The sequence below is a fragment of the Rhizobium sp. BK060 genome (assembly GCF_014193145.1).
Taxonomy (GTDB): domain Bacteria; phylum Pseudomonadota; class Alphaproteobacteria; order Rhizobiales; family Rhizobiaceae; genus Rhizobium.
In genome coordinates, this window is record NZ_JACHYW010000001.1 from 235234 (window position 1) to 247776 (window position 12543).

At 58.9% G+C, this 12543-nt stretch carries 10 protein-coding genes and 3 pseudogenes; 8 read left to right on the plus strand and 5 right to left on the minus strand.

Annotation, left to right across the window (positions count from 1 at the left end; translation table 11 throughout):
• Positions 1-7 precede the first annotated feature (7 nt).
• Positions 8-1015 (minus strand): Gfo/Idh/MocA family oxidoreductase, encoded by a 1008-nt coding sequence (locus FHT71_RS01040; RefSeq protein ID WP_183718686.1) that lies wholly within the window; start codon positions 1013-1015, stop codon positions 8-10.
• 200 nt (positions 1016-1215) lie between these two features.
• Here FHT71_RS01040 and FHT71_RS01045 point away from each other — a divergent pair, with 200 nt between their 5' ends.
• The 5 genes from FHT71_RS01045 (at position 1216) to FHT71_RS01065 (ending at position 6248) form a co-directional block, all read left to right on the plus strand.
• Entirely contained in the window at positions 1216-2508 is a 1293-nt protein-coding gene (locus FHT71_RS01045; protein ID WP_132588106.1) for an extracellular solute-binding protein, read from the plus strand.
• A gap of 83 nt (positions 2509-2591) precedes the next feature.
• Positions 2592-3479, plus strand: a complete 888-nt coding sequence (locus FHT71_RS01050) for a sugar ABC transporter permease (RefSeq protein WP_007800494.1) — start codon at positions 2592-2594, stop codon at positions 3477-3479.
• A 1-nt stretch (position 3480) separates the two neighbouring features.
• Positions 3481-4392 carry a carbohydrate ABC transporter permease gene (locus FHT71_RS01055; RefSeq protein WP_007800492.1) on the plus strand — a complete coding sequence of 304 codons (912 nt, stop codon included), beginning with the start codon at positions 3481-3483 and terminating at the stop codon, positions 4390-4392.
• 19 nt (positions 4393-4411) lie between these two features.
• Complete coding sequence (gene ugpC, locus FHT71_RS01060; protein ID WP_132588105.1) at positions 4412-5497, plus strand: sn-glycerol-3-phosphate ABC transporter ATP-binding protein UgpC; 1086 nt, start codon at positions 4412-4414, stop codon at positions 5495-5497.
• A 13-nt stretch (positions 5498-5510) separates the two neighbouring features.
• Positions 5511-6248, plus strand: coding sequence for a ThuA domain-containing protein (locus FHT71_RS01065; RefSeq protein WP_132588104.1), 738 nt, complete (start codon positions 5511-5513; stop codon positions 6246-6248).
• Between the two features lie 20 nt (positions 6249-6268).
• Here FHT71_RS01065 and FHT71_RS01070 read toward each other — a convergent pair whose 3' ends face one another.
• From FHT71_RS01070 to FHT71_RS01080, 3 genes are all read right to left on the minus strand, one after another.
• Positions 6269-6736, minus strand: coding sequence for an Rrf2 family transcriptional regulator (locus tag FHT71_RS01070; RefSeq protein WP_132588103.1), 468 nt, complete (start codon positions 6734-6736; stop codon positions 6269-6271).
• 262 nt (positions 6737-6998) lie between these two features.
• The gene (locus FHT71_RS31280) at positions 6999-7211 is read right to left on the minus strand and encodes a hypothetical protein (RefSeq protein WP_246717931.1); all 213 of its coding nucleotides are present in this window, start codon (positions 7209-7211) and stop codon (positions 6999-7001) included.
• Positions 7212-7571: 360 nt separating this feature from the next.
• Entirely contained in the window at positions 7572-9896 is a 2325-nt protein-coding gene (locus tag FHT71_RS01080) for a multicopper oxidase domain-containing protein (protein WP_183718688.1), read from the minus strand.
• Positions 9897-9982: 86 nt separating this feature from the next.
• Between FHT71_RS01080 and FHT71_RS01085 the strand changes: the two are divergent.
• The 3 pseudogenes from FHT71_RS01085 to FHT71_RS01095 form a co-directional block, all read left to right on the plus strand.
• Positions 9983-10091 (plus strand): annotated as a pseudogene (locus FHT71_RS01085) (IS630 family transposase); the annotation flags it as partial.
• A 114-nt stretch (positions 10092-10205) separates the two neighbouring features.
• Positions 10206-10712, plus strand: a pseudogene (locus FHT71_RS01090) (transposase); the annotation flags it as partial.
• A gap of 72 nt (positions 10713-10784) precedes the next feature.
• Positions 10785-11037, plus strand: a pseudogene (locus FHT71_RS01095) (Tn3 family transposase); the annotation flags it as partial.
• Between the two features lie 197 nt (positions 11038-11234).
• Here the strand turns inward: FHT71_RS01095 and repC are convergent.
• Entirely contained in the window at positions 11235-12524 is a 1290-nt protein-coding gene (repC, locus tag FHT71_RS01100; RefSeq protein ID WP_183718690.1) for a plasmid replication protein RepC, read from the minus strand.
• Positions 12525-12543 lie beyond the last annotated feature (19 nt).

The following is a 12543-nucleotide window of genomic DNA, read 5'->3' on the forward strand; positions in this document are numbered from 1 at the left end:
GCCATCGCTATGGTGCGGCAATCCTGACGGGCATCCCGTCCGCCGCAGCCGATTCCTTGATTGCATCCCAGAGCCTAGCGAATCGCAGGCCCATTTCAACGGAGCCGGTGTTTTCCATCGTCCCAGCGCGAATGGCGAGGAAGTTTTTCATCGGATTGTCGAGAATTTCCGCCTCTTCGCGCGGCTTCGACGTACGGCCGACGCTGATCTCCCGCCAGCCGCCCCAGGCGTCGATGCGAACGATCGCTCTTGAATAGAAGAAGGTGATGTAGGAGGCGCAGCCGGGAGGACCTTCGCCGGCCGCCGTCAGCGTCGCCAGCGCGCCGTTCTTGAGGCGGGCGGAAACGGCCGTGGCGATGTCAACCTTCTTGCCATGATTATTCATATAGGCCGACACACTCTCGAAATCCGAATTGGCAAGCAGGCACACGGTGTTCATCATATGCGCGCCGGTGTCGAACATGAAGCCGCCACCCGATATCTCCGGCTGCTGCTTCCAGTGACCGTCATAGTTGCTGGACCAGCTTTCCCAGATCATTCCCGATATGGCGATCAGATCGCCGAACTCGTTGGCAAGCGCCCGCATACGCGTATCGATCACCAGGGGAGAGAGACCGCCCTGGAAAGCGGTCACAATGGTCACACCGCTCTTCTTCTGTGCCGCGATCAGCCGTTCGGCTTCCGCTACCGTCGTCACCATCGGCTTTTCGAGGAAGAGATCGAGCCCGGCTTCTGCGACAGCCGTTGCCTGCTCGCCGTGAAACGCATGTGGCGTGGAGACATAGACGATATCAAGCTCGCCCCGGCAAGACGCCAGCATTTCTCGGCAATCATCGAAGCTTCGGGGCGCTGGCGCACCAGCGGCAATGCATACGTCGATCAGACGCTGGCGAGATGAAGGGGTCGTATCGGCAAGCGCGACAAATTCGATCTCGGGCATGCGGGCCCAGCTTGCCGCATACTCAGCCGCTTTCAGGCCTGCGCCAATGACACCAAGCCGCAATTTTCGTGACATGAAAAATCCTCCCGTATGCAGTTTGTATACGGTTACACAAATGGCACCATGAAGACAAGGTCTATTAAATGACGTAAATTCAATTAGTTATCAATGCATACAAAGTCCGATCAAAAACCAACTTGCCAGCAATTGGAATGCGTGTACATTTTCAGCTGTGGTGCTGGAGGGCGCCGCGAACCAAAAAGGGAGGACTTCCGTTGAAGAAGACGGTCATTGGTAGCCTGTGCGCCATTTTGCTCAGCGCCGTTTCGACGCTGGCGCATGCTGAGACAATCCGAATTGCCAATCATGGTCAGGCCGGCATCGACGCCATGAAGTCGACGGTCGAGAAGATCGAGAAGAAATACGGCGTGACCGTCGAGGTCGTCGAATACCCCGCGCCTGACAAGGACTATCTGACGAAGCTGTTGACCGAGCTCGGCGCCGGCAACGCGCCTGACCTCTTTTCCATCCCGACAACGGCCGCCGTCGCCGACATGGTCGAGGCTGGCTACCTCGCGCCGGTGACCAAGGAAATCAAGGCATGGGACGGCTATGCCAATTTCTATGATGTCGCCAAGCAGCTGGCGGTCAGCCCGGACGGCGAAACCTATGTCATGCCGTTCATGCTCGGCATCCAAGAAATCTACTATCGCAAGGACGTTCTCGACAAAGCTGGTATCTCGACCGAGCAGCCGAAGAGCTGGAAGGACCTTCTCGATCGAGCCGCTGAAATCAAGAAGAAGACCGGCGCCTATGGTCTGCTCTTCCCGGCCGGTGTTTCCTGGGGAAGCGGGGCCTTCGACGAGGGCTTCCAGCATTTGGTCGTTGGCTCCAAGACGCCGCAGCTCGTCGATGCCGACGGCAAGCTCGATCTTCGCGGCGAGGGCATCAAGGATGTCTTTGATGTCTACAAGCAGCTCATCGACAATGACCTGATGCCAACGCAGCCGTTGCTCGGACCGGAGCCTTGGGTCGTGCCGAAGTATCAGATGTTCCCAGCCGGCAAGCTGGCCGCAACCACCTGCGGTTCCTGGTGCTACATCTTCGACTGGGGCCGTGAAAGCAAGAACCCGATTCCTGAGGTGACCAAGGTCGTCGGCACTTGGACCGTTCCGGGCCAAACCGGTGGTCAGTATGTCCTTGCCAACCTGGCAGCGCCATGGGCCGTCAACTCGAAGTCTGCCAACGTGGAACTCGCCAAAAAGGCGCTGATAGAGATTGGCTCGGTGGAGACACAAGTCTCATATGCAGCCCGTATCGGCAACATTCCATCCAGCAAGGATGCGGCTAAAAACGCCGACTTCCAGAAGCTGACGGAACTCGTTCCGATCCATGCCGCAGCAGGAAACGGCACCTTCCTCAAGCAGGCCTCCGGCTTCGGTACCGTTTCGGAAGGTGTTGCGCGCGCTACAGAAGCGCTGCTGCGCAAGGAAACCGATGCCGCCGGCGCACAGAAGATTCTTGTCGACTACGTCAAGGAAACACTGGGCGACGACGTCGTAAAGTAAGCTGTGGCTTACCCCTAACGCGAGGGAGACGTGGGTAAGCCCACGTCTCCAGATTTCCGTTCGAACGAGTTATAGAGCTTTCCATGGCCCGAAACGTCCACGAAAGGCGCGCAGAACGGCAGCTTCTTCTGATCCTGTTGCCATCACTTGCCCTGCTTCTGGCCTTCGTGATCTATCCCGCGCTTTACTCCGTCTATCTGAGCTTCACCAATGAAGCGCTGACCGGCGCTGCCGCGCTTCGTCCCCGCTTTGTCGGCATTCGCAACTACGCACGGTTGCTGAACGACGCGAAATTCTGGAATGCCTTGCTCGTCACCTTCCTGTTTGTCGTTGGCTCGGCGGTGATCGGCCAGTTCGTGCTCGGCCTGGTCTGTGCGATGGCGCTTCGTCGTCGCATCCACTTCCGGCGGCTCTTCTCCTCGATCATTCTTCTGCCGAACGCCGCGCCGGAGGTTGTTGCCGGCTTCATGTGGATCTCCATGCTGGCGGGAGGCGAGCAAGCGACGCTCAGCCGCATCGTCAGCTTCTTTGGCGTAACGCCGGCCGACTGGCTACAGGTCTTTCCGCTTTCGATGATCATCATCGTCAACACCTGGCGTGGGATCGCCACGGCGATGATCCTCTTGACCGCCGGCCTCAGCACGATCCCCAACGAGATTTATGAGGCTGCCCGCATGGATGGTGCAACACCCTCGCAGATGTTTCGCCGTATCACCCTGCCGTTGATGATGCCGACGATCCTGCTCTACATGCTGATCTCCGCCGTCTCGACCATCGCCGTCTTTGGTCTCGTCTACGCGCTGACCCGCGGCGGCCCGGGCGGGGCGACGGAATTGGTCAGCATCTATATCTACAACCAGTCCTTTACGGCATTCCAACTTGGCTACGGCGCCGCTGTGGCGGTAGTGGCCCTGTTGATCTCGCTTGTCCTCGGTATTGGCTATGTCAGAGCCATGAAGGTGGAAGTCTGAGATGGCTGTGATTTCCCCGAGCGACAATGCCAACAAGACCCGGTCTGACCTGCTTGCTTATGCAACGCTGTCACTGATCTCGATCTTTTGCGCGGTTCCCTTCTTCTGGGTGCTTCTTGCGTCCTTCGATGGCAACGCTCAACTGTTCCTTCGTTGGCCCGAGCAATGGAGCTTCGCCAACTACCTGCGTGTCTTCACCAAGGAAGACGGCGCCAAGTGGCTGTTCAACTCGCTCTTCGTGGTCGGCAGCGCAACCGTGCTGGTCATGGTGCTGGCCGGCCTCGGCGGCTACGCACTGTCGCGCACCAGGGCCTGGTGGAAGCTGCCGTTCCTTTACGCCATCCTCTTGATCCGCGTCCTGCCGCCGACGGCGCTCGTCGTTCCGCTTTATAAGTTCCTTCTAACGCTAAACAATGCCGAAGGCGCCGTCCTGCGACCAATCTTTGGCGAATACACCAGGCCGATCATGCGCTGGACCGGTTTCATCGATGGCTATCTCGGACTGATCCTCGTGCTTGCGACAATGCAGTTGCCATTGGCGCTGTGGATCATGAAGACCTTCTTCGACGGCCTGCCGCGCGACTATGAAGAGGCGGCGCTGATGGACGGCGCGACACTCCTGCAACGCATTCGCCGTGTGCTCATCCCTCTGGCGCTGCCGGGACTGGCGGCCGCCGGACTATTTGCCTTCATGTCGGCTTGGGGTGATTTCCTGCTACCGCTGATCTTCCTCTCCTCGCCGGAACTGCAGACGCTGCCGCTCGGCCTGTTCCGCGCATTCCTGCGCATCAACGAGATCGACTATGGTCTACTTGCCGCGCTCGCCTTCATCTACCTCCTGCCGGCCGTCGTCGCCTTCGGCTTTGCACGTCGCTTCCTCGTGCAGACATTTGCCGGCGGCGTCAAAGGCTGACACCAGAAAGAGTTTTACGATGATCAATCTCAGGAACGTTCGCAAGTTCTACGGCGCATTGGAGGTCATCAAGGGCGTCGATATCACTGTGGAAGACGGCGAGTTCGCGGTGTTCGTCGGCCCCTCGGGCTGCGGCAAGTCCACCTTGCTGCGCATGATCGCGGGTCTTGAGGGCATCGATGCTGGCGACCTCATCCTCAATGACAAGCGCATCAACGATGTTCCCCCTGACAAGCGCGGCATTGCCATGGTGTTCCAATCCTACGCGCTTTATCCGCATATGACGGTTGCGGAGAATATCGGCTTCTCCCTCAGCCTGAAGAAGGTTCCGGAGGCGGAAATCCGCCGCCAGGTCGAAGCCGTCGCCGAAATTCTGCAGCTCACCGACTATCTCGATCGCCGCCCCGCTGCCTTGTCGGGCGGCCAGAGACAGCGCGTCGCCATTGGTCGCGCCATCATCAAGAAGCCATCGCTGATCCTTTTCGATGAGCCTTTGTCCAATCTCGATTCGGCATTGCGGGTGCAGATGCGTGCCGAGCTGCAGCGCCTGCATCGCGAGCTGAAGGCGACTGTCGTCTACGTGACGCATGATCAGGTCGAGGCCATGACGATGGCCGACCGCATCGTGGTTCTCAACAAAGGCGTCGTTGCCCAGCAGGGCGCGCCAATGACCCTCTACCACCAGCCCGACAACGACTTCGTCGCGACCTTCATCGGCTCTCCGAAGATGAACACCATTCCGGTGACGGTCACGAAACCGATCGCCGGCAAGGTTCATGCCCGAAGCGCGCTCGGTCTGTCGCTCGACCTGCCCGATCCCGGCGGAATTGTGCCGCAGGGCCAGGCGACACTTGGCATCCGTCCGGAGCATCTGAAGATTGCAGCGGACGGGCAGGGCGACTTTTCGGCAGAGGTTATCATTGTCGAACGTCTCGGCGTTGAAACCTACATGACCGTCGGCTCGCAAGAGCAGCCGATCGTCGTCCGCGCCGAAGGCGACATCGCGCTGCGGCCGGGCGACCGCGTGTCGCTCACAGCCGATACATCCGCCTGCCATCTGTTTGATTCCGCCGGCCGCGTCATCCGTCCGGCCCAAGCTTCATAACATCGAGGATCCCATGTCAATCAAGGTCACCATCTGGAACGAAGGCCGCCACGAACAGCTGCACAAAGAGGTTCAGGAAATCTACCCTGATCGGATCGACGGTGCGATCGCAGCCGGCATTGCTCACCCGGAATTCGAGATCCGCCGCGGCACGCTCGACGATCCGCACCAAGGGCTGCCGGATTCCCTGCTCAACGACACAGATGTGCTGCTGTGGTGGGGGCACATGGCGCATGAGGAAGTGAGCGATGGCCTGATCGACCGCATCCAGCAGCGTGTTCTCAGGGGGATGGGCCTTCTTGTCCTGCATTCCGGCCATCACTCGAAACTGTTTCGCCGGCTGATGGGCACCAACGCCAATCTCTCCTGGCGCGAAACACCGCAAGGCGATCTCGAGCGGGTCTGGGTGATCAATCCGGCGCACCCGATTTCACAGGGGCTGCCGCCCTATTTCGAGGTCAACGCCTCGGAAATGTATGGCGAACCTTTCGACATCCCGCAGCCCGACGAGCTCGTCTTCATCTCCTGGTACTCCGGCGGCGAGGTCTTCCGCAGCGGCTGCACGTTCCAGCGCGGTCGTGGCCGCATCTTCTTCTTCAGCCCTGGACATGAGACCTATCCGATCTACCACGACAAGACCGTGCACAAGGTTATCGCGAACGGCATCCGCTGGGCCAAGCAAAGCCACACCGATGGTCGGATCCTGGAAAACTGGCACCGCGCGGAACCCATTCACGCCCGCCCGGCGTAACGATCGCCTACCACCTTCGGTTATGCCGGCCGTCCCGCGCGGGCGTCCGGCTCCGGCAGTGCAAGCAGACGACGCAACGCCATCGACGGTCGGGTAAGGTCTGCCAGCGTATAGCCATCGAGCACATCGAGAAATGCAGCCGCGGCGGCGGCCAACGCTCGTTTCAACACGCAGGCAGGCTGCACGACACAGACAATCTCGCTGGTGTTTTCCATACAAGGCACGATCGCAAAATCAGGCTCGCAGGCCCGAACGATCTCGCCGACACCGATCTGCTCGACACCACGCGCTAGCCGCATGCCGCCCTGACGACCGCGCACCGTATCGATCAGACCTTTCTGCCCGAGCTCATGGGTGATCTTCATCAGATGCGCTTTGGAGATATCATAGGCTTCGGCGACTTCTGCGATCGTCGACAGCCGCTCCCCTTTAAGCGCCAGATAAATCATGAGCCGCAACGCGTAGTCGGAATAGACGGTCAGACGCATTCGCAGATCCTTCACGAAAATCGTAGGCACTGGCATAAAGATATTCAAACGATGCATCAATTAGCGAAGCGGCCATTCCTGACCGCTTCGCCGTTTCGAATGCCTATGCGGCTTCGAGTTCGTCGGCCGGGCCGAAGGATTCGTAGTGGATCCTGTCCTGCGGGACCCCAGCCTTTGCGAGACCGCTCACAAAAGCGGCCAGGAAAGGTCTTGGGCCGCAAAGGTAAAAGTCTGCTTCCGCGATCGGTGTATTCTCGGCCAGTCAATCGACAGTGATGTAGCCATCGTGGTCGAAGTAAATGCCTCTCTCGTCTCGAACATGCGGATTGCCATAAAAGATTGCCGTTCTAAAAGACTTCCAATCTTTGGCGATGTCGCGTACGTGCGATATCGTCGCATGGACCCGCCCGTTCTCGGCACCATGGACGTAATGAACCGGAAAGTCATGGCCGCTGTTTGCGATCGTCTCCAGCATGCTGACCATCAGTGAAGCGCGATCAGAAAAGCATTTTCGCGCACTGGTGCGGTGATGCCAGCATTGCGACGTTCGCAATTAAGTTCGAGGAACGCCATGCCGGTGCCCCGAGCGCGCGCGTAATCAACTCCGGTGCGTCAGGCAGACCGACCGCTGCGCATGGCTCAGGGCCGATGTGGTTTGCTACTCCTTCATCGTGACGGACTTCCACCATCTACGCCTTGCCGGTCTCCCGGCGCACTGTCATTTCGCCCCTGCCGGAATCGACCCCTCCAGATTCAGATTCGCGCCATTTTGGGAAACCATGAGAGTCCGGAAACGGCGCTCGTCGGTATAATAACACTTCGAATAACCGCCCTATCAAGGGTTCACAACGCTTCCGACCTGGACGGCCGCCTGCAACTGCGTGTTGATCCAGCCTTTCGGCACGCCTTCGGGCAGAATTTCCGGTGTGGTGAAAAACACTCCGTCCTGGGTTGGATTGGGAGTTGGGGTCACCGCAGCTTGAGGCGTGCCAGCGACACCGGTCAGCAGCTGAATCCGCGCCAGCATCGAGAAATCCTCATGCACCGTGTTGTGGCAATGGTTGACGTAGGCGCCGCCGAATTCGCCAAACTGAACCTGGAAGGTGACGCTGCCGCCTTCGCCCAACCTCCAGACGTCCTTCCTCTGCAGGTTCTCGGTCGCATCGAGTTTCATTCCGTTGCGCGAAATGGTTATCCCCTCCTCGAAATGAAGGTGAATGGGATGATCCCACCCGCCGCCGCCGTTCTTGTAGGTCCAATGTTCAACCTCGCCAGGCTTCGGGATGAGCAGGGAAATCCTGTTGGCGTTCATCGAGTGGGAAGCCTCGCCGTTGACGCGAATGGTCCACGGAAAGCTGACGAATTCGCCGCAATCGGGCACGCATCCGTTGACCCCGCGGGCATCTCCCTTCCCCGACCTGCCGAATTCGACGAGTCTTGTGCGCACCGGAGCGACGATCGGAATCTGCTCAGTCAACTTGGGCGGAACCTGACTGCTGTCCGGGTCCGTGGCGCGGTGGATGACACCGGGGACATCCACGCTTTCGACTGCGCCAACCACGCGAAACTCAAGCATTGGTCCGACGACCGGATCGGAGGAAACGCCCCGCAGCGCGTTGGCCAGGCTGAGCTCCTCCTTGGGACCACGACCGTCTTCGTGACGAATCAGATTGACCACCTGTATTCTGTCACCAATGCGGAAACCGGAAAAATCAGCGACGAAGTCGTAGCGTTCGGCGATCCCCTGCAAAGGAAGCGACTTTAATGTCAGGGTGTTGACAACAAGATTTCCATCATTGGCAATAAATTTGATGGGGACGGCATTTCCCCTGGCATCCGCGAGTGCGAGTTTCAGGAATCGCGACACGCACGCGTTCAGGGTGCGGAAACGGTACTTTCGCGGCAGCACTTCGAAGAATGGCGCATAGCCGAAATTGACCAATGGCACGTCCCCGAGCATTCCGTCAGTGTCGAAAATGTCGAAGAAAAGCTGGCCCGCAGCGTCGCATACGGCATCGGAAAATATCAGATTGACGTCAAAATCGACGTTTCCCCAACCCAGCAATTTGCCGCTCGGCAGCCGTAGATTGACGCCGTCCGACAACGCCTCGTTGCCACGGTCGGGGCCGCTATAGTAGTTGATAGCGCCAAGGTTACCTTTATAGACGTTCTCCGCCGTGAAGAAGAAACGGTGATCATGCGCGAACATGCTGCCCTGCAGTTCGCGGAAATCTCCAGAGACGTTGACAAGGCTGGTGTTGTCGTCCGGTCCTGATGCCCGTCGATCGGTTGCCTGCGTGTTGATCTTGTCGCGCCGGGCAAGCGTCGTGCTCCAGCGGTAATCGTAGAACGTGCCGGGGAAATGATGCACATTCGCGGCACCATCACTCTCAGCGCCATTGTGCGCGTTGTGGAAATGAAGCTGGGTTTCGTTGCGCCCGAAGCCGTTGTTTTGGGCCCGGTCGACGGGCAGGTCGTTGTAGACGCGGGTGATGATGGGTTCGCCGTACCGGCCCTTGATCAGGAACGGGGGCAGCGTGCACTCGGCAGCCCTGCCATCGCCATAGGTCCAGACGCTGTTTGGCTGCTGGTGCGGAAAATCGTCGTGGAGGAATCCGCCGGTTCCGCTTTGGGTAATCTGGCCGAGCCTGAGTATGTAGCCGACCTTTGGAAAAAACTCGTCCCAGCGCTGATGTGCGAAGATCTCGCCGGGCGGGCGGCCTTCAATCGGCCCACGGTGTGTCAGCGGATTAACAAATGCCGGGTTCGTCGGATCGGCCGAAAAGTCGGTGTGGTAGGACAGGCGCTTTGCCGGCCGCTCGCCCAGGCGGGCGGGAAAGGCGGCATGGCCGTCGGGCGTCCGGACCATTGGCAGCGGCTTGGGCAGATGTAGCCGGCTCAGCCGCTGGGAGAATTTCCTGATGCCGAACAGCGGTGTCCGCGGCGCGCCGGTCGGAACGGCGGCGTAAGCGCTCTTGGCAAAAGGACTGAGGCCGTTTTTGCAGGCGAGATATCCGCTCGCTGTGAAAATACCCCAGCGCAGCAATTCGCGACGGGTAACTTGTTGCTGATTTAGCGCTCTGACGATCTCGGCTCGGTTTTCCCGGGCGAGGCTCGCCTCTCGCTGGCGCACATGCGACGCGTCGTGGGAAATATACATCGATCTACCCCCCCAAAAGTGGGCTTTGGCGCTCCATTCTGCCCTAACGCGAATTCTACTCTCAAAACGTAGAAGAGCAAATGCGGGCCCACATCTTTGGGGCCGTCTGCCCGCGGAAGGGAAAGGGCGCGGGCCTCATCCTCGCCGAGATCAGCCGGAGCCGATGACGGCGCGCATGCGGTGCTCATTCTCGATCAGGACGTCTGGCAGACCGTATGTTCATTGCATCGATTGACCTTCGCGTGAAAGTTTAAGTGGTTGAGGCTTGCGACCGCACGGCCTCTCTCAAGCGCGGATAGGAGCAAAGGCATGCAAGCAAACACTTGTGTATTTGTTGGTCTTGATACGTCGAAGCTAAAAATCTCGGTCGCCTTGGCTGAGGATGGGCGCCTTGGTGACGTGCGATTTATGGGTGATATCGACAGCAGCCCCGATTCGGTGCGGCGTTTGATAGAAAAGTTGAGCCGGAAATATGCCAAGCTTTCGTTTTGTTATGAGGCTGGCCCGACAGGATATGGGCTACATCGCCAGATCACGGACCTTGGACATGAGTGCGCCGTTATCGCGCCGTCCCTCATTCCCAAGAAGGCAGGTGAACGCGTCAAGACCAACCGTCGTGATGCTTTGACACTGGCCCGGCTCCATCGTGCCGGAGAACTTACGGCAATCTGGGTCCCTGACTCTGGCCATGAAGCTGTTCGCGATCTTGTTCGGGCGCGCGAAGCTGCCATGCAGGATTTGCGTGAGAAGCGACAGCATCTTCAGGCGTTTCTCCTTCGCCATGGTCGTATATATCCCGGCTTGAGACCCTGGACCAAGGTGCATGCGCGCTGGCTTGCCAATCTCATCCGTCTGAGCATTACACCCGTGAAGGCCGTCATCTCCGGCGAAGGTGAAGTCCTGGCCCAATCAAGCAGACGCAATGATACCGAGAATTCGCATTACCGAATTGCTCAACGAGGTTGTCGAGCACACTGGTTTCCTCGGCACATTCACCAATCTGCGGACCGGCGGCACGTGCCGGAACGAAAGTCCTCTTTTGGCAGCGATCCTGGCGGACGCAACGAATCTCGGGCTGTCACCCATAGCCAATGCCGACCAGGGTGTGGCGCGAGCCCAGGTCATCTGGGCCAACGACGCCTAGCAGGCATGATGTTCCCAATTGAAACCTCGCTGGATGTGCCAGCTCCGCTGCCGCTACCGTTTCGCGTTACCTGATTAGGCGACCGATCACCAAACCACGAACCTTCTGCGATATCTGCAATGCCGCGGTTCCGGCCCGGATCGATGACACACGACCCTCGGCCCGTTTCCGTTGTTGCCCATCCGCATGTGCCGCTACCCAGCCCTTCTCGTTCCGCCACCTCGCGCGCGCACAAGCGACATCAACATCGGCCCGACCGAGAATTCGCCTTTTTCCGCGCGACGTGTCAGATCTCTGAGATAACCGCCCGCCGAGTTGATGTGGCCGCCGCGCTCAAGGATGCATGCCATCACTGTTGCTGCATTCTCCGGTCCCATCGTCGTGGCTGCCTCCTCATAGGCCGACGCGCTGACAGCCAGCATCCCGCGGACAACGACCGCCGCGGCCATCATGTCCCGCCAATTGGCAATCTTGCCACCAGGCCCGTAGCTCACCATGTCGGGGCAAGCCTGCAGCACGAGACCGAGCGGGAAGGACTTCAGGCCCGAGCCGTCGTCTCTTGCACTGTTTTGCGGCCGGGCCGCACCTCGATCATCACGCTCTTGCTTTTGCCCCAGCGCAACGGTGTGAGGCTCAATCTTGAATGCCGAGTTTTCCCCCTGCTTTGTTTCTAAAGCTGGTTCAAGGTCAAAAATAGAGTCGGGGTTTGAATTATGTATGTGACGCTCATTTTGAGCGGGATTGCCGCTCGTATTTCTTGTTTTTAGCAGTGTTTCCAATCTGTTAGTGATGTCGTCGCGCAGCGTCGTCATTTCTTCAAGCGCCGTTGCAATCTGATCGGCCGTCGGCGTGCGCGGTATGGTATCGACCAGTTCCCTGAAGTAGCTGAACGCAGTTTCCCAATCGCCCGCCAGGTCTTCTTCCATCGCGGTCTCAATCAGCTTCGCAACATCCCGGCGACAAAGGCTGAACTGCTCGCGCAAACGCTGCAGGTGAAGCCGTTCCGCCGCCACCTCCGCTGCCAAGCGTTCGATTTCCTCGCAGCGTACGATCAACGGCGCCAATGAAAAGCCAAACGCCTCTCCGATCTCGCCTTGCCTGGCCCTACGGGCATAGCGTTTGCCGTTTGGACTGTCTTTGCGGATGATCAGTCCGGCGTCTACCAGCACCGCCAGGTGGCGACGGATCGTCTGTTCGGCCATGCCGTGCGAACGCAGCGAAAGCTGCTCGTTCGATGGAAAGACAACAAGACCATTTTCTTCCGATAGGACATTCTTCGGATAGAAACTGAGCAGCGCATTCAGGACTGCAAGAGCGCGATCCGTCACGCCAAGCATAGGCTTGGCTGCACACAATGACCTGTAGACTTTCCACTTGTCGACCGATTGATCGGCCTGAAGCTCGCTCGCCGCCTTCTGGCTGGCGAGCATGCCAAGCGTCATTGAACGCCGCCCAAAGGGCGTCGTCACATTTCCTGATTCCATCACCTTCACCTTGTCGAAG

Bases quoted from the DNA above. Each gene is read 5' to 3' on its own strand.
- FHT71_RS01055 (WP_007800492.1), top strand. From the start codon at position 3,481: ATGGCTGTGATTTCCCCGAGCGACAATGCCAACAAGACCCGGTCTGAC.
- FHT71_RS31280 (WP_246717931.1), bottom strand. From the start codon at position 7,211: ATGCTGGAGACGATCGCAAACAGCGGCCATGACTTTCCGGTTCATTAC.
- ugpC (WP_132588105.1), top strand. From the start codon at position 4,412: ATGATCAATCTCAGGAACGTTCGCAAGTTCTACGGCGCATTGGAGGTC.
- FHT71_RS01080 (WP_183718688.1), bottom strand. From the start codon at position 9,896: ATGTATATTTCCCACGACGCGTCGCATGTGCGCCAGCGAGAGGCGAGC.
- FHT71_RS01040 (WP_183718686.1), bottom strand. From the start codon at position 1,015: ATGTCACGAAAATTGCGGCTTGGTGTCATTGGCGCAGGCCTGAAAGCG.
- FHT71_RS01065 (WP_132588104.1), top strand. From the start codon at position 5,511: ATGTCAATCAAGGTCACCATCTGGAACGAAGGCCGCCACGAACAGCTG.
- FHT71_RS01070 (WP_132588103.1), bottom strand. From the start codon at position 6,736: ATGCGTCTGACCGTCTATTCCGACTACGCGTTGCGGCTCATGATTTAT.
- FHT71_RS01050 (WP_007800494.1), top strand. From the start codon at position 2,592: ATGGCCCGAAACGTCCACGAAAGGCGCGCAGAACGGCAGCTTCTTCTG.
- repC (WP_183718690.1), bottom strand. From the start codon at position 12,524: ATGGAATCAGGAAATGTGACGACGCCCTTTGGGCGGCGTTCAATGACG.